The following is an 18,109-nucleotide window of genomic DNA, read 5'->3' as shown; positions in this document are numbered from 1 at the left end:
ATATTCAAAACTCTCCGTCATTCCGGGGCGCGCAAAGCGCGAGCCCGGAATCCATAACCACGAGCCGGGGTTATGGATTCCGGGCCTGCGCCGTTCCGGCGCATCCCGGAATGACGACAGAGAATGTGGCAGCCGCGTGCACTACACGGACAACGTGGAAAACCTCCCCTGCCCGGCCAAAGCGATAGGAGCAGGAGGCGAAATTTTGTAGGTTGCGCCGCTCATGACCATGCAACAGCCGATACCCGTACCGCCGCCCGACGAAACGCCCGCGCCGCAGGCGGAAGCCGCTGCGCGCGTGACGCCGATGATGGAACAGTACCTCGAGATCAAGGCGGCGCATCAGGGCCTGCTGCTGTTCTACCGGATGGGGGACTTCTACGAGCTGTTCTTCGAGGACGCCGAGATCGCCTCCAGGACGCTCGGCATCGTCTTGACCAAGCGCGGCAAGCACCAGGGCGCCGACATCCCGATGTGCGGCGTTCCGGTCGAGCGCTCCGAGGATTATCTGCACCGCCTGATCTCGGCCGGCCACCGGGTCGCGGTCTGCGAGCAGACCGAAGATCCTGCGGCAGCGAAAGCGCGCGGCAACAAGAGCGTCGTGCGCCGCGGCGTGGTGCGGCTGGTCACGCCGGGCACGCTGACCGAGGACACGCTGCTGGACGCGCGTGCCAACAATTACCTGCTGGCGATCGCGCGCGCCCGCTCGTCCGCCGGCGGTGACCGTTTTGGCCTCGCCTGGATCGACATCTCAACTGCCGAATTCATGGTGACCGAAGTTTCGGGCGGCGAGCTCGCCGCGACGCTGGCACGGATCAACCCGAACGAGGCCATCGTCACCGACGCGCTCTATAACGACAGCGAGCTCGGCCAGACCCTGCGCGAGCTGCCGGCGGTGACGCCGCTGACCCGCGACGTCTTCGACGGCGCCACCGCCGAGAAGCGCCTCTGCGACTATTTTGCGGTCGCGACAATGGATGGGCTGGCGCAGCTCACGCGGCTGGAAGCCACGGCTGCGGCTGCTGCCGTCACCTATGTCGACCGCACCCAGGTCGGCAAGCACCCGCCGCTGTCACCGCCCGCGCGCGAGGCCTCCGGCGCGACCATGGCGATTGATCCCGCCACGCGCGCCAATCTCGAGTTGACGCGGACGCTCGCCGGCGAGCGCCGCGGCTCGCTGCTCGACGCCATCGACTGCACCGTGACCTCGGCCGGCTCGCGTCTGCTGGCACAACGTCTCGCCGCGCCGCTGACCGATGCACCGGCGATCGCGCGGCGGCTCGACGCCGTCAGCACCTTCGTTGCGGACTCCGCCGCACGCGAAGACATCCGCAGCATCCTGTGCGGTGCGCCCGACATGTCGCGGGCACTGGCTCGTCTCTCCGTCGGCCGCGGTGGGCCGCGCGACCTCGCTGGTCTGCGCGATGGCATCATCGCCGCCGACCAGGTGCTGACGCGGCTCGGCGAGCTCGACCAGCCGCCGCAGGAGATCGCTGCGGTGATGGCGGCGCTGCAGCGACCGTCGCGCGATGTGGCAGCCGAGTTCGCCACAGCGCTCGACGAGCAATTGCCGCTGATCAAGCGCGACGGCGGCTTCGTTCGCCAGGGCTATGAGCCCGCGCTCGACGAGGCACGAAACCTGCGCGACGCCTCGCGCCTGGTGGTCGCCTCGATGCAGGCCCGCTACGCCGACGCGACCTCCGTCAAGGGTCTCAAGATCCGCCACAACAACGTGCTCGGCTATTTCGTCGAGGTCACCGCGCAGCACGGCGACAAGCTGATGTCGGCGCCGCTGAACGCGACCTTCATCCACCGCCAGACGCTGGCAGGCCAGGTGCGCTTCACCACCTCCGAGCTTGGCGAGATCGAAGCCAAGATCGCCAATGCCGGCGACCGCGCGCTCAACCTCGAGCTCGAAATCTTCGAGAAGCTCTCAGCCAAAGCGCTCGAGATCAGCGACGATCTGCGCGCCGCGGCGCAAGGTTTTGCGCTGCTCGATGTCGCGACCTCGCTGGCAAAGCTCGCGATCGACGAGAACTATGTGCGGCCCGAGGTAGACTCATCTCTCGGCTTCGCCATCGAGGCCGGCCGCCATCCCGTGGTCGAGCAGGCGCTCAAGCGCAACGGCGAGCCGTTCATCGCCAATGCCTGCGATCTCTCGCCTGCGCCAGCGCAAAAATCCGGCCAGCTCTGGCTGCTGACCGGCCCCAACATGGCCGGTAAATCGACCTTCCTGCGCCAGAACGCGCTGATTGCACTGCTGGCGCAGATCGGCAGCTTCGTGCCGGCGACGCGCGCGCGGATCGGCATTATCGACCGCCTGTTCTCGCGCGTCGGCGCCGCCGACGATCTCGCCCGCGGCCGCTCCACCTTCATGGTGGAGATGGTCGAGACCGCGGCGATCCTGAACCAGGCGGGCGAACGATCGCTCGTCATCCTCGACGAGATCGGCCGCGGCACCGCGACCTTCGACGGCCTCTCGATCGCCTGGGCCGCGATCGAGCATCTGCACGAGAGCAACCGCTGCCGCACGCTGTTCGCGACACATTATCACGAGCTGACCGCACTCTCGGCAAAACTGCCGCGGATGTTCAACGCTACCGTGCGCGTGAAGGAATGGCAGGGCAATGTCGTGTTCCTGCACGAAGTGCTGCCGGGCTCGGCCGACCGCTCCTACGGCATCCAGGTGGCGAAACTCGCAGGCCTGCCGCCGGCGGTGATCACGCGCGCGAAATCCGTGCTCTCCAAGCTGGAGGCGCAGGACCGCGGCCAGACCGCGCGGGCGCTGGTGGACGATCTGCCGCTGTTCGCCGTCCCCTCCCGCGCCGCGGCCGAGGCCGCGCCGCCGAGCGAGGCCGAGCTGCTGATGGAAGCCGTGAAGGCGCTGCAGCCCGACGAGATGTCCCCGCGCGAGGCTCTCGATGCGCTCTATGCGTTGAAGGCCAAGCTGCCGAAGTCGTGACGGTCTGTAGGGTGGGTTAGCCGAAGGCGTAACCCACCTCTTCTGTCTCCGCGGAAATCAAAGAGGTGGGTTACGCCAGCGGACTGCGCTTCGCGCAGCCGCGTGCTAACCCACCCTACAGTTCTGGCCTACGCCCGCGCCGCGATCGCCGCTGCCTCCGCGGCCGCGCGCTGCATGCTGGTCGACATCTCGTTCGTGACCGTGCTCTGCTCCTCGACGGCGGCGGCGGTCGAGGTCACGTATTCGCTGACATTGTTGATCGCCTGCTTGATCGAGCCGAGCGCGCTGACGACGTCGCCGGAGATGCCGTTGAGGCTGCCGATCTCCTGGCCGATCTTGTCGGTCGCCTGCTTGGCCTGGTTTGCGAGGCTCTTCACTTCGGAGGCGACCACCGCGAAGCCGCGGCCGGCCTCGCCGGCGCGGGCGGATTCGATCGTGGCGTTGAGCGCCAGCAGGTTGATCTGACCGGTGATGCTGTTGATCATCTCGACGATGCCGCTCATCGCCTGCGCGGCCTCGGTGAGGCGCTGCGCCTGGGCATCGGCGGCGGCGACCTGATCGACCGCGCTCATCGCGGTCTCGCGCGATTTGGTCATCGCCTCGGAAATTTCCCGCACCGAGGCGTTCAGCTCCTCGGAGCCGGCGGCGACCGACTCCATCATGCCGCGGACGCGTTCGTTGCCCATGCGGACCAGCACCTGCCGCGTGGTGTCGGTGGCATATTTCACGACCTTGAACGGCTTGCCGTTGAGATCGAGGATCGGATTATAGGAGGCCTGGATGTAGACCTCCTTGTCGCCCTTGCCGATGCGCTTGTACTCGGCCGCCTGGTACTGGCCGCGGTTGAGCGCGGCCCAGAACTCGCGATAGGCGGCGCCGTCGCGCTCGGCGGCCTCGACGAACATGCTGTGATGCCTGCCCTTGATCTCGGCCAGCGAATAGCCGAGCGTGGCGAGGAAGTTCGCGTTCGCGGTGATGATCGTGCCGTCCATGTTGAACTCGATCACGGCCTGGGCCTTGTCGATCGCCGCGATCTGACCGGCGAGATCGGCGTTCTTCAGCTTCTCCGCGGTGATGTCGGTTGCGAACTTGACGACGCCGAACGGCTTGCCCTTCTCGTCGAGCAGGGGATTATAGGAGGCGAGGATCCAGACCTCGCGGCCACCCTTGCCGATGCGCTTGAACTCGCCGGCCTGATATTCGCCGCGGTTCAGCTTGGCCCAGAACTCGCGATAGGACGCGCCGTCACGCTCGGCGGCCGCGACGAACATGCTGTGATGCTTGCCCGCGATCTCGGCCAGCGAATAGCCGAGCGCCTTGCAGAAATTCTCGTTGGCGGTCACGACGGTGCCGTCGAGCTTGAACTCGATGACCGCCTGGGCGCGGCTGATGGCGGATACCTTCGAGGCCTCCGTCATGCTCCGAATCTTCTTCGCGGTGATGTCGGTTGCGATCTTCACGACCTTGACGGGCTTGCCGGCATCATCGAGCACCGGATTGTAGGACGCCTCGATCCAGACCTCGCGGCCGCCCTTGGCAATTCGCTTGAATTCGTCGGCCTGCGGTTCGCCGCGGCCCAGCTGCGCCCAGAACGCCCTGTATTCGGCGCCGTCACGCTGCTCGGCCGGGACGAACATGGCGTGCTTCTTCCCCTTGATCTCGTCGAGGGAATAGCCGAGCACCTTCAGGAAGTTCTGGTTGGCGTTGAGGATCGTACCATCCATCGCGAACTCGATCACGGCCTGCGAGCGGCCGATGGCGGCGAGTTGTGCCTCCGAATCACTGCGGGACTTGCGACCAAACATCAAAGAATCTCCGTCTCGAAATACCACCGATGGGGACGCGCCCGTCGGAACCAGGATGTGACCGCGCGGCAGCGTCGCCGTGTCTCGGTCTGCGGCTCCCGCAGGCCGTTCGCTTGAAAAAGAGAGCCGCGCCAATTTGCGCGGACGGGATCGGAATCGGGTATGCGATCCGATTCGTACGGGAAAAGCTCGAACAAAGTTCTAATAGAAATGTCGGAATTCGGCGGCCGATGAATCAGCCTGTCCGCGCGATGAATAGCGGCGTTCAAGCCGGGAAAAAACGGCAGAACTTGAAATGATGTTTCCCATTCACTTGAGATGCCGCGTCATCCCACCGACATGAATTGAGCTTGGCATAACGTATTCGCACGACGCGATGTCGTGTTTGTCCGTAGTCTCACGGCTCGTGTCGCGTCTTGCGCATCGCACGCCGGCCGATCCCCCACAGCGTCAGATTCCAGGTGACGCAGGTGCCGAGTGCGAGAGTCAAACCAACGGCCGAGCCGAACTGCACCACCGCGACGTGCATGACGGCGACTGCCACACCGAATCCGAGCAGGCCCCACGCGGAGTTGGCGAGCACGGCGGCCGTCGGCGGACCGCCGATGCGCGGATGCAGAATCATCATGATGCTGGAGAACACCACGGGATAGAGCGCGATGATGCCGCTGATGCGGGGGCCGACCCAGCCCGAGGTCGAGACCACGATGGCGACGAGGGTCGCGACCAGCGCAGCCCGCATGGGGACGTCATACCAGCGGCGCGTCACCAGCGGCATCTTCGCATGGCGATAGCCTGCGAGCAGCGGAATGCAGATGCCGAATGCGATCAGATTGGCGGCAAGACCGGCAGTGAGCGACCACTCGAACTGGCGGATGATCGAGGCAAGCGCGATCCACACCCCAACGGCACTTCCGCAACTCACGAGGATGCCGTGCCGCTGCGACAGCACCACATAGGTGAGGCACATGAAGATCGTCGCCGCATTGACCGGCAGGCTCGCCAGCGCGCCCTGCGCAATGAAGACGGCGTCATGGTCGATCGCAAGAAAGACGTAGGACGGCCCGGCCGACACCGGCAGGGTCGCGATCAGCGCGCCGATCACCGGTCCCGAGCGTTCGGTGATGATCGAGGCCGTCACCACGAACGCCGCCGCGATCGCCATGCGCAGGAGGAGGAAGAGAAGGAAGTGGAGGTCGGGGGACATTTCTTGTTTGTCGTCCCGGACAAGCGAAGCGCAGATCCGGGACCCATAACCACAGGCTTCGCTGTGTTAGACGGTCGTAGTTACCAATGTCGCAAACCAGAGGCTGCGGTGGTTATGGGTCCCGGCTTTCGCCGGGACGACACCGCTATCTGAGCTACATCCTTTGCATCGACACCGAGACCTTCGGGCCGTTCTTGATGGTCTGGTAGACCACGCAATAGCGCTCGGTGAGCTTGAGCAGGAGATCGAGCTTGTCCTGCGGCGCCGGTGTATCGACCTCGAAGCGGAGACGGATCTCGGCGAAGCCGACCGGCGTCTCCTTGTCGACGCCGAGCGTGCCGCGGAAATCGAGATCGCCCTCGGCGTAGACGTTACCGGTCTTGAGCGGCACCTCGATCGCGGTTGCGACCGATTTCAGCGTGACGCCGGCGCAGGCGACCAGCGCTTCCAGCAGCATGTCGCCGGAGCAGAGCTCGAGGCCGGAGCCGCCGGTGGCGGGATGCAGGCCCGCCATCGCGATCGCGCGGCCGGTCTCGACCTTGCACGCGATGCCTTCGCTGTCGGTGGAACCCTTGGCCTTCAGCGTGATCAGCGCGGCCTTGGGATCGGTCTTGTAGCGCTCCTTGATCGGGGCCTGCATCTGGCGCAGTTCGGCAGCGTCCATTGTTCTCTCCCGGAAAAATCGTTCCTCGATGTACCGGCTCAGAGAGACGTTGTCACCACCACATGGCCTGACCGGGACCCTGGGTTGCGTCCCGGTCGGGCACGTTGCGGTCGAGCGAACGGTCGAGTGACGTCAGCACACTTCGCTTGAAGGTCTCGAACAGCGGCGAATTGCGGTCGCGCGGCCGGCCGAGATTGATCTCGATCTGGTCGAACAGCCGCCCCGGCCGCGGCCGCATCACCAGCACGCGATCGGCCAGCACCACGGCCTCGTCGACGTCGTGTGTGACGAGGATCAAGGTCGGCCGCGTGTCGGCCCAGAGGTCGAGCAGATGATCCTGCAGATCCCTGCGGGTGAAGGCATCGAGCGCGGAGAACGGCTCGTCGAGCAGCAGCACCTCGGGCTGCGGCACCAGCGCGCGGGCGATCGCGACGCGCTGCGCCTGCCCGCCCGAGAGCTCACGCGGCCAGGCCTGTGCCTTGTCGGCGAGCCCGACGCGCTCGAGCGCACGCGCGACTTTCTCACGGCGTTCGGCCGCGGGCAGATCGGCGAGGCCGAAGCCAATATTGTCGGCGACGCTGAGCCACGGCAAAAGCCGCGGCTCCTGGAAGATGATGCCGATCTTGGCGTGCGGCGAACTGATCGCCTCGCTGTCGAGCGTCACCGTGCCGGAGCTGGCGCGATCGAGCCCGGCGATGGCGCGCAGCAACGTGGACTTGCCGCAGCCGGAGCCGCCGATGATGGCGATGATCTCGCCCTGCCTGATCTCGGCGGAAAAGCGCGCCAGCGCCTCGACGCCATTGGGATAGGTCTTGCTGACCCGGTCGAGCGCCAGCATCGCGTTACGCTCCCTTCGCCCGGCCGAAGGCGTCCTGCCAGCGCAGGAATGGCGCGGAGGCAATCTCGATCAGCCAGTCGGTGAGCTTGCCGAGGATGGCGAAGATCACGATGGCGGCGAGGATCTGCGCGGGCTTGCCGAGCTGCTGGCCGTCGAGCAGGAGATAGCCGAGGCCTTCGGAGGCGCCGATCAGCTCGGCCGCGACCACGAACATCCAGCCGAGGCCAAGACCGACGCGCAAGGAAACCACGTAAGCCGGCAGCACCGCGGGCAGCAGGATGCGGCGGATCATCGCCGGGCCGGAGAGGCGGAAGGTCCGGCCGACCTCGACGATCTTGCGGTCGACCGAGAGGATCGCGCCCATCACGCCCAGATAGACCGGGAAGAACACACCGACGGCGATCAGCGCGATCTTCGATGTCTCGAAAATGCCGAGCCACAGGATGAACAGCGGCACCCAGGCGAGCGAGGGAATCGCGCGCAGCGCCTGCACGGTCGGATCGAGCAGCCGCCGCGCCAGCGACCAATATCCGGAAATCGCGCCCAGCAACGTGCCGGCGACCACGCCGAAGGCAAAGCCGAGACCGACACGCCACAGCGTCGCAGTGATATGGCGAACCAGCTCGCCGGAACGGGCGAGCTCGGTGATGGTGGTGAAGATGCGCGAGGGCGGCGGCACCAGCCGGCCGTTGGACCAGCCGGACCAGACCACGAGCTCCCAGCCAAGCGCGAGCGTCACCGGCAGCAGCAGCCCCAGCACCGGCCGCGCATAGCGCGACAGCCGCGAAGGCGCGGCCGCGCTTTCGGCTGGTTCCGAAGATTGTTGCAGGACTGGCGCGTCGGAGATCATGGCCGGTAGGAAGCGCGTCTGGTGAGGGAATGCAAGGGCGCGCGGCAATCTCAGCCGCCGTCCCGGACAAGCGCGCCTCCAGCGCGCGCCGATCCGGGACGACGGCGGAGTGTGCTGCGCGCGCTTGCCTCTTCCCTGCCGACTAATTCGTCGGCAGCGGGACCTGGTCGTCGATCAGCGCGTCCAACGTCGCCTTCACGTCGACCTTGGCATCGACGACGCCGGCCTGTTGCAGGGCGAGGCCAGCGGCGAGGATCGACTCGCGCTGCGGCGCGCCGATGCGGCTGTGGGTAAGTTCGGTGCGCTCCTTGAGCTGCTTGTCGACGACGGCTTCAGGCAGCTTCGTCACGGCGATGAAAGTCTTCTTCAGCTCGTCGTAATTGGCCAGCGAATATTTGCGCGCCTCCTCGTACACCACGAGCACGCGGCGGGCAGCGTCCGGATAATCCTTCAGAAACTGCTCGCGCACATTGAGGATGCCCCAGGTGTTCGCATCGGCCTTGCGATAGAACAGTTTTGCGCCTTCCTCGACCTCGGCCTGCGCCATCATGGGATCGAGACCGGCCCAGGCGTCGACATCGCCGCGGATCAGCGCGGTCTTGCCATCGGCGTGCTGGAGCAGCACCGGCGTGATGTCCTTCTCGGTCAGGCCGGCACCCAGCAGCGCGCGTACCAGGAAGATGTGCGGATCGGTGCCGCGGGTCACCGCGACGCGCTTGCCCTTCAGATCAGTCACGCTCGCGATCTTGGAGTCCTTGCCCGTCACCAGCGCGGTCCATTCGGGGCGCGAATAGACGTAGATCGACTTGATCGGGTTGCCGTTGATCTTCGCCACCAGCGCCGCCGAGCCCGCGGTCGAGCCGAAATCGATCGAGCCGGCATTGAGGAATTCGAGCGCCTTGTTCGAGCCGGCCGACTGCACCCAGGTGATGGTGATGCCGTCCTTGGCGAACTCCTTCTCCAGCAGCCCCTTCTGCTTCAGCACCATCGACACCGGATTGTAGGTCGCCCAGTCGATGCGGATTTCCTTGAGCGGATCGGCGGCCTGCGCCGCGGGGATCAAAGCGAGCGCCATTGCGCCCGCCAACAGAATGCGTCGTGTAATCCTGGTCATGCCCTGCCTCCTCCAAAACTTCATTGTTTTTCAATGAGTTATATCTAGAGGTCAACGAGAAAATCCGACCCTTGAAAGGGCGCCGGCCGAGAACAGATTTGCCCGAAGCCGGCCCTTTCCAGCACGGAACGACTATTGCCAGCGAATGACGGGTGACAGCGCCTGTCACCTCTTATATCCGGTGAGACATGGACAGCGTCGCAACTGAGCAGAAGCCTGAGGTGGACGATCGCTTCGACACCGCGCGGATCACCGCCGCGGTCGATGCGCTTGCCGAAAAGCATGAGGGCCGCGAGGACGCGTTCCGCACTGCGGTCGCGCAGCTGCTCAAGGCCGAGCTGATCGCGGCACGCGCGGCGGCGCAGAAGATCCTCTTGAAGGACCGTCACGGCCGCCGCTGCGCCGAGCGGCTCTGCCACGTGCAGGACGAGATCATCCGCATCCTCTATTCGGCGGCGACGCGTCATCTCTACCGCTCGCCGATTCCCAGCGGCGCCGAGCGGATGGCGGTGGTGGCGACCGGCGGCTACGGCCGCGGCCTGATGGCGCCCGAGTCGGACATCGATCTGCTCTTCATCCTGCCCTACAAGCAGACCGCCTGGGGCGAGCAGGTCGCCGAAGCCATCCTCTATTGCCTCTGGGACATGGGGCTGAAGGTCGGTCACGCCACGCGCTCGGTCGATGAATCGATCCGGCAGGCGCGCGGCGACATGACCATCCGCACCGCGATCCTGGAGACACGCTTCCTCACCGGCGACCAGCCGCTCTATGACGAGCTGGTCGAGCGCTTCGACAAGGAAGTGGTACAGGGCACCGCGTCCGAATTCGTCACGGCAAAGCTCGCCGAGCGCGAGGAGCGGCACCGCCGCGGCGGCCAGTCGCGCTATCTGGTCGAGCCCAACGTCAAGGACGGCAAGGGGGCGCTGCGCGACCTGCACACGCTGTTCTGGATCGCCAAATACGTCTACCGCGTGCGCGACACCGACGAGCTGGTCGAGCGCGGCGTGTTCGACGCGCAGGAATACCGCACGTTCCGACGCTGCGCCGACTTCCTCTGGTCGGTGCGCTGCAACCTGCACTTCTACTGCAACCGCGCCGAGGAGCGCCTGTCCTTCGACCTCCAGCGCGAGATCGCGATCCGGCTCGGCTACACCTCGCATCCCGGCATGCAGGACGTCGAGCGCTTCATGAAGCACTACTTCCTGGTCGCCAAAGAGGTCGGCAACCTCACCGCCATTCTCTGCGCCAAGCTCGAGGACCAGCAGGCCAAGCCCGCGCCGGTGCTGAGCCGGATGATGGCGCGCCTGCGCCCGACGGCGGTGAAACGGCGCGTGCCCGACAGCGACGACTTCATCGTCGACAACAACCGCATCAACGTCGCCGCGCCCGACGTGTTCAAGCACGATCCGGTCAATCTGATCCGCATCTTCCGCCTGGCGCAGAAGAACAACCTCGCCTTCCATCCGGATGCGATGCGCGACGTGACGCGCTCGCTCGGCCTGATCAACGCCCAGCTGCGCGAGAACCCCGAAGCCAACCGGCTGTTCATGGAGATCCTGACCTCCAACGACGCCGAGACCGTGCTGCGGCGGATGAACGAGACCGGCGTGCTCGGTCACTTCATCCGCGCCTTCGGCAAGATCGTCTCGATGATGCAGTTCAACATGTATCATCACTATACCGTCGACGAGCATCTGATCCGCTGCATCGGCTTCCTCCAGGACATCGAGCGCGGCGGCATCGAGGAGTTCGCGCTCGCCAGCGACCTGATGCGCAAGAGCCGGCCCGAGCACCGCGCGGTGATCTACATCGCAACGCTGCTGCACGACGTCGCCAAGGGCCGGCCCGAGGATCACTCCATCGCCGGCGCCAAGGTGGCGCGGCGACTCTGCCCGCGGCTCGGCTTCAGCCCGGCCGACACCGAGCTCGTAGCCTGGCTGATCGAGGAGCATCTGACGATGTCCACCGTCGCGCAGTCGCGCGACCTGTCGGACCGCAAGACCATCGAGAATTTTGCCGCCGTGGTGCAGTCGGTCGAGCAGATGAAGCTGCTGACGATCCTCACCACCGCCGACATCCGCGGCGTCGGTCCCGGCGTGTGGAACGGCTGGAAGGCGCAGCTGCTGCGCTCGCTGTACTACGAGACCGAGCCGGTGCTCACCGGCGGCTTCTCGGAAGTCGACCGCGGCAAGCGCCTCGCGGCCGCGCATGCCGAATTCCGCATGGCCTTCGCCGAATGGCCGAAGGACGAGCTCGATGCCTATATCGGCCGGCATTATCCGGCCTATTGGCTCAAGGTCGAGCTGCCGCGAAAAATCCGCCACGCCCGCTTCGTACGCTCCAGCGAGCAGGCCGGCCACAAGCTCGCGATCAATGTCGGCTTCGACGAGGTGCGCGGCGTCACCGAGCTCACGATCTTCGCCGCCGACCATCCCTGGCTGCTGTCGATCATCGCCGGTGCCTGCGCCTCGGCCGGCGCCAACATCGTCGACGCCCAGATCTACACCACGACCGATGGCCGCGCGCTCGACACCATCTCGATCTCGCGCGAGTACGACCGCGACGAGGACGAGGGGCGGCGCGCCACGCGCATCGGCGAGATGATCGAGGACGTGCTCGAAGGCAAGCTGCGCCTGCCCGAAGTGGTGGCCCGGCGCACCGTGCGCAGCAAGGCAAAGCCCTTCGTGATCGAGCCGGAAGTGACCATCAACAACCAATGGTCCGACCGCTACACCGTGATCGAGGTCTCCGGCCTCGACCGCCCCGGCCTGCTCTACGAGCTGACCACCGCGATCTCGAAGCTCAATCTCAACATTGCCTCAGCCCATGTCGCGACCTTCGGCGAGCGTGCCCGCGACGTGTTCTACGTCACCGACCTCCTGGGCGCACAGATCAACGCGCCGACGCGGCAGTCCGCGATCAAGAGCGCGCTGACCCATGTGATGGCCGGCGACAAGGCGGTGCAGCCGGCGGCGTGATTCTCGCCGTCATTCCGGGGCGATGCGCAGCATCGAACTAAGGTGCGCAATTGCGCACCTGAGAATCTCGAGATTCCGGGTTCGCCCTTCGGGCGCCCCGGAATGACCGGTGGTGAGGTTCGCGCGCCAAACCCTCAAACCTCCACCCCCTCGTGCCGCAGCAGCCACCTCTTCCGCTCCAGACCGCCGCCATATTTCACCAGCGAGCCGTCGGCGCCGATCAGGCGGTGGCAGGGCAGCACCACGCTGATCGGGTTGGAGCCGTTGGCATGGCCGACGGCGCGAATGGCTTTTGGCCTATCGATCCTTGCGGCCAGCGCGCCGTAGCTCAGCGTGGTGCCGGCAGGGATTTGCGCAAGCGCGGTCCAGACCTTTTGCTGGAACGGCGTGCCGGCAATGCGCCATGCGACGCCCGCGAGTTGGCTGAGATCACCTTCGAAATAGCCCGACAGCGCAGTCCGCATCTCCGCGGGCGCTGGCTGATCGGTCAATTCAACTGCGCCATAGTGCAGGCGCAACAGCTCGCGCATGCGGTGCTCGTAGTCTTCCCAGTCGAGCGCCCGCAGATTGCCCTCGGCATCGGTGACCAGCAGCGCGATCCCGATCGGCGTCGCCATGCGATCGAGGCCGAAGCGTTCAGGCGTCTTGGTTGATCGAGCGGGCATTGCGGCACCAGGCAATCGAAACACAGCCATCGCACTTGCCATGGCGGCCATGCTAACGTCCACCCGAAAGCTGACGCTTTTGGGGGAGCTCAACTTGATCCTGATCGCCAATGTCCTGGTGGCGCTGGTCGCCGCACTGCACGCCTATTTCCTGATCCTGGAAATGTTCCTCTGGGACAAGCCGACCGGCTTGAAGGTGTTTCGCAATACGCCGGAGAAGGCCGCGATCACGAAGGTGCTGGCCGCCAACCAGGGGCTCTATAACGGCTTCCTGGTCGCCGGCCTGATCTGGGGTCTCGTCCACGGCAATCCGGCCTTCGCGTTCCAGATCAAGGTGTTCTTCCTGCTCTGCGTGATCGTGGCCGGCGCCTATGGCGCGGCGACCGTCAGCACGCGGATCCTGATCGTGCAGGCGTTGCCGGCGGCGATCGCGCTAATTGCATTGTTTCTGGCCTGAGACGCTTCGGCGCAGCGCCGCGATCCTTGCGCGGCGGCTGCCCTTCCTCCACAATCTCAGGCAGCGATGGCGACCGTTGCAATAACGGAAAAGGACCATCGGTCGAAAATTCCGTCAGGAGGAACAACCCAACATGAGCAATCGCAGAGCCTTCCTAGCTGCCACGGCAGCGCTGGCCTTTACGTTCTCCGCGAGCCAAGCCCTCGCCCAGAAGAAATACGACACCGGAGCGAGCGACACCGAGATCAAGATCGGCCAGACCGTGCCGTTCTCCGGCGCCTACTCGGTCTATGCCAATATCGGCAAGACCCAGGCCGCCTATTTCAAGATGATCAACGACCAGGGCGGCATCAACGGCCGCAAGATCAATTTGATCCAGTATGACGACGCCTATTCGCCGCCGAAGACGGTGGAGCAGGTGCGCAAGCTGGTCGAAGGCGACGAGGTGCTGTTCACGTTCCAGCTGATCGGCACCGCGGCCAACGCCGCCGTGCAGAAATATCTCAACGGCAAGAAGGTGCCGCAGCTGCTGGCGTCCACAGGTGCGGCGCGCTTCAACGATCCGCAGAACTATCCCTGGACCATCGCCTATAATCCCAACTACGTGTCCGAGGGACGCATCTACGCAAAGTACATTCTCAAGGAGCATCCGAACGCCAAGATCGGCGTGCTCTACCAGAACGACGACATGGGACGCGACTATCTCGCGGGCCTCAAGAGCGGCCTCGGCGCCAAGGCCGCCAGCATGATCGTCGGCGAAGTGTCCTACGAGGTCACCGACCCGACGGTGGATTCGCAGGTCGTCAAGCTGAAGTCGATGGGCGTCGACGTGTTCTTCGATGCCTCGACGCCGAAATTCGCGGCGCAGGCGATCAAGAAGCTCGCCGACCTCGGCTGGACGCCGGTGCACATCCTCGACATCAATGCGAGCCCGATCTCGGCGACGCTGAAGCCGGCCGGCCTCGACATCTCCAAGGGCATCATCTCGACCCAATACGGCAAGGAGCCCAGCGATCCGCAGTGGAAGGACGATCCCGGCGTGAAGGCCTTCTTCGCCTTCATGGACAAGTATTTCCCGGAAGGCGACAAGCTCAACACCGTCAACACCTATGCCTACTCGGTTGCGGAGCTGCTGGTGCAGGTCCTGAAGCAATGCGGCGACGATCTGACGCGTGAGAACATCATGAGGCAGGTCGCCAACATCAAGGACTTCACCCCGAGCTTCGCCCTGCCCGGCATCAAGATCAACACCGGGCCGAACGACTTCCGCGTCAACAAGCAGATGCAGATGATGAGGTTCAATGGCGAACGCTGGGAGCTGTTCGGACCGATCATCGAGGACACTGGCCCGTCGGGTTAGGCGAAAAGAAGAACTCTTCGTAGGGTGGGCAAAGACGCGCAAGCGTCGTGCCCACCATCTTCTCCGCGATCACACCAGACTTGGCTCAGTCCATCGCCGTCACCCTGAGGTGGCCGCTTCTTCAGCGGCCCTCGAAGGGCGACGGCCCTGCTGTTGGCCGCGTAGAGGCATTGGGCCCGTTCATCCTTCGAGGCTCGCAAGAGCTCGCGCCTCAGGATGACGGATAGAGGGGGCGCCTACTCCGGTATCTCCCCGAAATTCTTGCCCACCGGCAGCACCGCGTGCCGGATCAGTCGTGAATCCTCCACCGCGGCCTGGCGATGCTTGACCGCCTCGCGATAAACGGGGTCGCAGATCATCTCGACGAAGGCTCCAACGCTCGGATATTCGGCGATGAAGCAGTGGTCCCAGCGTTCGTCCTGCGGGCCGATCAGCATCAGCTCGAACCTGCCCTGCCAGACGATGCGGCCGCCGAGGCGCTCGAACACCGGGCCGCTCTCGCGCCCATAGGCCGCATAGGCCTCCGCGCCGCTGGCCTTGCGGCCGTCTGGATAGGCCGCTTCTTTCCGCAAGCGCACCAGGTTGAGCATGTGGATCGGGCCGGGACGGTCGTTGTCCCGGAATTGCGCGAAGATCTCCTTGGTCGGATCGATATGGCCCATGGGTACTCCCTCGTGTGTTCCCTCTTCTTTTGTGCCGGCGATCCTAGCTCCGCCGCCAAACGAGCGGAACTGCGGCGGACGAATGCCGCACCTCCTAATCGCGCGTTAACGCCGGGGTAACCCGGCCTTAAACAGCGACCGCTAGCGTGCGGCGGGGCGGGCTGACCGGGCGTATTTGCGTATGGCGTGGGGAAAGAAAAAGGGTGGGCGGAAGGAGCCGCTGTTCGGCTTGCCCGCGGCGCTCGCCGATCTGCGCCTGACGGCTGCGGACCGCATTCCCGGCGGCGAGGACAAGCCGAAGAAATCAGCGAAATCATCCGCCAAGCGCAAAGCTGAGGATGCCGGCGACGAGCCGCCGCGCGAGCGCAAGGCTCCGGCTAACCGCAGCGGCGCCAAGCGGCGATCGAAGTCGGGCGGTGGCTTCGGCCTCGGCCGCCTGGTCTATTGGGGCGCGGTGCTGAGCCTGTGGGGCGTCATCGCCGTGATCGGCGTCGTGATCTATGTCGGCGCCCACCTGCCGCCGATCCAGTCGCTGGAGATTCCCAAGCGCCCGCCGACGATCCAGATCGTCGGCATCGACGGCAGCATGCTGGCGCAGCGCGGCGAGATGGCAGGCGCCAATGTCGCGCTGAAGGACCTGCCGCCGTACTTGCCGAAGGCCTTCATCGCCATCGAGGACCGCCGCTTCTATTCGCATTTCGGCATCGACCCGATCGGCATCCTGCGTGCGCTCGTCACCAACGTGCTCCATCGCGGCGTGTCGCAGGGCGGCTCGACCTTGACGCAGCAGCTCGCGAAAAACCTGTTCCTGACCCAGGAGCGGACCATGCAGCGCAAGCTGCAGGAGGCGGAGCTCGCGATCTGGCTGGAGCGCAAGCATTCCAAGGACGAGATCCTGGAACTCTATCTCAACCGCGTCTATTTCGGCTCCGGCGCCTACGGCGTCGAGGCCGCCGCGCAGAAATATTTCGGCAAGTCGGCGAGGAACGTCACGGTCGCCGAAGCCGCGATGCTGGCCGGTCTCGTCAAGTCGCCCTCGCGCCTTGCGCCGAACCGCAACCCCGAAGGCGCCGAAGCGCGCGCGCAGATCGTGCTCGCGGCGATGGCGGATGCAAAATTCATCACCGAAGCGCAGGCGCAGGCCTCGATCGGCCATCCCTCCTACAACGTGAAGCCGGCCGGCGCCGGCACGGTCAATTACGTCGCCGACTGGATCGGCGAGGTGCTGGACGATCTGGTCGGCCAGATCGACGAGAGCATCAAGGTCGAGACCACGATCGATCCAAAGCTGCAGGGCGTCGCCGAAGCCGCCATCATCGACGAGCTCGCCGCCAAGAGCGTGAAGTTCAACGTCAGCCAGGGCGCGCTGGTGGCGATGACGCCTGACGGCGCGGTGCGCGCCATGGTCGGCGGGCGGAACTATTCCGACAGCCAGTACAACCGCGCGGTCACCGCCAGGCGCCAGCCGGGCTCCTCGTTCAAGCCGTTCGTGTACCTGACCGCGCTCGAGCAGGGTCTGACGCCGGATACCGTCCGCCAGGACGCGCCGATCGAGGTCAAGGGCTGGAAGCCCGAAAACTACACCCACGAATATTTCGGCGCGGTGACGCTGACGCAGGCGCTGGCGATGTCGCTCAACACGGTGGCCATCCGCCTCGGCCTCGAGGTCGGGCCGAAGAACGTGGTGCGCACCGCGCACCGGCTCGGCATCTCCTCCAAGCTCGAGCCCAACGCCTCGATCGCGCTCGGCACGTCGGAAGTCTCCGTGGTCGAGCTGGTCGGCGCCTATGCGCCGTTCGCCAATGGCGGCCTCGCGGTGGCGCCGCATGTCGTGACGCGGATCAGGACGCTCAGCGGCAAGCTGCTCTACATGCGCCAGCCCGAGGAGCGCAACCAGGTGATCGACCCCCGCTATGTCGGCATGATGAATGCGATGATGCGGGAGACGCTGATATCAGGCACCGCCAAGAAGGCGGAGATCCCCGGCTGGCCGGCGGCCGGCAAGACCGGCACCAGTCAGGATTACCGCGACGCCTGGTTCATCGGCTACACCGCCAACCTCGTCACCGGCGTCTGGCTCGGCAATGACGACAACTCGCCGACCAAGAAGGCCACGGGCGGCGGCTTGCCGGTCGAAGTCTGGTCGCGCTTCATGAAGACGGCGCACGAGGGCGTGCCTGTCGCGAACTTGCCAAACTCGCAAGCGACCTGGGGCCTGTCGAACCTTGCGCAGGCGGCCTCGCAGGTATCGCCGCCGACAGCAGCCGCACCCGGACCGGCGCCGACCAACAATGGCGGCTATCGCCCGCCGCCGACACGGGCCAATGTACGGCCGGAAGCGGCGGCAGGGCTCGATGGCTGGCTGATGGACCGGCTGTTCGGCGGCAATCGCTAGCTGCGAATTGAGGTCCTGATGACCTCAAAACAAGAACTGCGAAAACAACCCCATGCACAGTAGAACGCGAAGTCCGGCGCGACGCTGGGTGGATGGTGCGAGGCGTTTGATGTGACGGAGGGAATCGGGCAACCGGCGCAATCGTCGCGGCA

At 65.4% G+C, this 18,109-nt stretch carries 13 protein-coding genes; 5 read left to right on the top strand and 8 right to left on the bottom strand.

From position 1 onward, the window contains the following. Window positions 1-223 precede the first annotated feature (223 nt). Window positions 224-2,962 carry a DNA mismatch repair protein MutS gene (mutS, locus tag ACVJ19_RS14570; protein WP_453948542.1) on the top strand — a complete coding sequence of 913 codons (2,739 nt, stop codon included), beginning with the start codon at window positions 224-226 and terminating at the stop codon, window positions 2,960-2,962. A 128-nt stretch (window positions 2,963-3,090) separates the two neighbouring features. Here the strand turns inward: mutS and ACVJ19_RS14565 are convergent, their stop codons facing one another. From ACVJ19_RS14565 to ACVJ19_RS14540, 6 genes are all read right to left on the bottom strand, one after another. Further along, entirely contained in the window at window positions 3,091-4,767 is a 1,677-nt protein-coding gene (locus ACVJ19_RS14565) for a methyl-accepting chemotaxis protein (protein WP_453948543.1), read from the bottom strand. Between the two features lie 397 nt (window positions 4,768-5,164). Beyond that, entirely contained in the window at window positions 5,165-5,974 is an 810-nt protein-coding gene (locus ACVJ19_RS14560) for a hypothetical protein (protein WP_453948544.1), read from the bottom strand. Between the two features lie 154 nt (window positions 5,975-6,128). Beyond that, window positions 6,129-6,638, bottom strand: a complete 510-nt coding sequence (locus tag ACVJ19_RS14555) for an OsmC family protein (protein WP_025033277.1) — start codon at window positions 6,636-6,638, stop codon at window positions 6,129-6,131. Between the two features lie 52 nt (window positions 6,639-6,690). After that, the gene (locus ACVJ19_RS14550; protein WP_453948545.1) at window positions 6,691-7,476 is read right to left on the bottom strand and encodes an ABC transporter ATP-binding protein; all 786 of its coding nucleotides are present in this window, start codon (window positions 7,474-7,476) and stop codon (window positions 6,691-6,693) included. A gap of 4 nt (window positions 7,477-7,480) precedes the next feature. Next, window positions 7,481-8,326: an ABC transporter permease gene (locus ACVJ19_RS14545; RefSeq protein WP_453955090.1), complete on the bottom strand. Its 846-nt coding sequence runs from the start codon at window positions 8,324-8,326 to the stop codon at window positions 7,481-7,483. 142 nt (window positions 8,327-8,468) lie between these two features. Then, window positions 8,469-9,440: an aliphatic sulfonate ABC transporter substrate-binding protein gene (locus tag ACVJ19_RS14540; protein ID WP_453948546.1), complete on the bottom strand. Its 972-nt coding sequence runs from the start codon at window positions 9,438-9,440 to the stop codon at window positions 8,469-8,471. 188 nt (window positions 9,441-9,628) lie between these two features. Here ACVJ19_RS14540 and ACVJ19_RS14535 point away from each other — a divergent pair, with 188 nt between their 5' ends. Beyond that, entirely contained in the window at window positions 9,629-12,418 is a 2,790-nt protein-coding gene (locus ACVJ19_RS14535) for a [protein-PII] uridylyltransferase (protein WP_456739389.1), read from the top strand. A 134-nt stretch (window positions 12,419-12,552) separates the two neighbouring features. On the opposite strand, the gene ACVJ19_RS14530 is transcribed toward ACVJ19_RS14535, so the two are convergent. Then, entirely contained in the window at window positions 12,553-13,083 is a 531-nt protein-coding gene (locus ACVJ19_RS14530) for a methylated-DNA--[protein]-cysteine S-methyltransferase (RefSeq protein ID WP_453948547.1), read from the bottom strand. Between the two features lie 49 nt (window positions 13,084-13,132). Between ACVJ19_RS14530 and ACVJ19_RS14525 the strand changes: the two genes are divergently transcribed. Together ACVJ19_RS14525 and ACVJ19_RS14520 are read left to right on the top strand one after the other, a co-directional pair. Continuing rightward, entirely contained in the window at window positions 13,133-13,540 is a 408-nt protein-coding gene (locus ACVJ19_RS14525) for a DUF1304 domain-containing protein (protein ID WP_453948548.1), read from the top strand. Between the two features lie 133 nt (window positions 13,541-13,673). After that, window positions 13,674-14,900 (top strand): ABC transporter substrate-binding protein, encoded by a 1,227-nt coding sequence (locus tag ACVJ19_RS14520; protein WP_453948549.1) that lies wholly within the window; start codon window positions 13,674-13,676, stop codon window positions 14,898-14,900. A gap of 236 nt (window positions 14,901-15,136) precedes the next feature. Here the strand turns inward: ACVJ19_RS14520 and ACVJ19_RS14515 are convergent, their stop codons facing one another. Then, complete coding sequence (locus tag ACVJ19_RS14515) at window positions 15,137-15,562, bottom strand: DUF1330 domain-containing protein (RefSeq protein ID WP_453948550.1); 426 nt, start codon at window positions 15,560-15,562, stop codon at window positions 15,137-15,139. 181 nt (window positions 15,563-15,743) lie between these two features. Between ACVJ19_RS14515 and ACVJ19_RS14510 the strand changes: the two genes are divergently transcribed. Then, complete coding sequence (locus ACVJ19_RS14510; RefSeq protein ID WP_453948551.1) at window positions 15,744-17,957, top strand: transglycosylase domain-containing protein; 2,214 nt, start codon at window positions 15,744-15,746, stop codon at window positions 17,955-17,957. Window positions 17,958-18,109 lie beyond the last annotated feature (152 nt).

Source organism: Bradyrhizobium sp. USDA 376, assembly GCF_054063675.1.
This window is presented reverse-complemented; position numbering and strand designations above follow the sequence as displayed.

Bases quoted from the DNA above. Each gene is read 5' to 3' on its own strand.
- ACVJ19_RS14560 (WP_453948544.1), bottom strand. From the start codon at position 5,974: ATGTCCCCCGACCTCCACTTCCTTCTCTTCCTCCTCCTGCGCATGGCG.
- ACVJ19_RS14515 (WP_453948550.1), bottom strand. From the start codon at position 15,562: ATGGGCCATATCGATCCGACCAAGGAGATCTTCGCGCAATTCCGGGAC.
- ACVJ19_RS14525 (WP_453948548.1), top strand. From the start codon at position 13,133: ATGCTAACGTCCACCCGAAAGCTGACGCTTTTGGGGGAGCTCAACTTG.
- ACVJ19_RS14535 (WP_456739389.1), top strand. From the start codon at position 9,629: ATGGACAGCGTCGCAACTGAGCAGAAGCCTGAGGTGGACGATCGCTTC.
- ACVJ19_RS14510 (WP_453948551.1), top strand. From the start codon at position 15,744: ATGGCGTGGGGAAAGAAAAAGGGTGGGCGGAAGGAGCCGCTGTTCGGC.
- ACVJ19_RS14520 (WP_453948549.1), top strand. From the start codon at position 13,674: ATGAGCAATCGCAGAGCCTTCCTAGCTGCCACGGCAGCGCTGGCCTTT.
- mutS (WP_453948542.1), top strand. From the start codon at position 224: ATGACCATGCAACAGCCGATACCCGTACCGCCGCCCGACGAAACGCCC.
- ACVJ19_RS14565 (WP_453948543.1), bottom strand. From the start codon at position 4,767: ATGTTTGGTCGCAAGTCCCGCAGTGATTCGGAGGCACAACTCGCCGCC.
- ACVJ19_RS14540 (WP_453948546.1), bottom strand. From the start codon at position 9,440: ATGACCAGGATTACACGACGCATTCTGTTGGCGGGCGCAATGGCGCTC.
- ACVJ19_RS14545 (WP_453955090.1), bottom strand. From the start codon at position 8,326: ATGATCTCCGACGCGCCAGTCCTGCAACAATCTTCGGAACCAGCCGAA.
- ACVJ19_RS14530 (WP_453948547.1), bottom strand. From the start codon at position 13,083: ATGCCCGCTCGATCAACCAAGACGCCTGAACGCTTCGGCCTCGATCGC.
- ACVJ19_RS14555 (WP_025033277.1), bottom strand. From the start codon at position 6,638: ATGGACGCTGCCGAACTGCGCCAGATGCAGGCCCCGATCAAGGAGCGC.
- ACVJ19_RS14550 (WP_453948545.1), bottom strand. From the start codon at position 7,476: ATGCTGGCGCTCGACCGGGTCAGCAAGACCTATCCCAATGGCGTCGAG.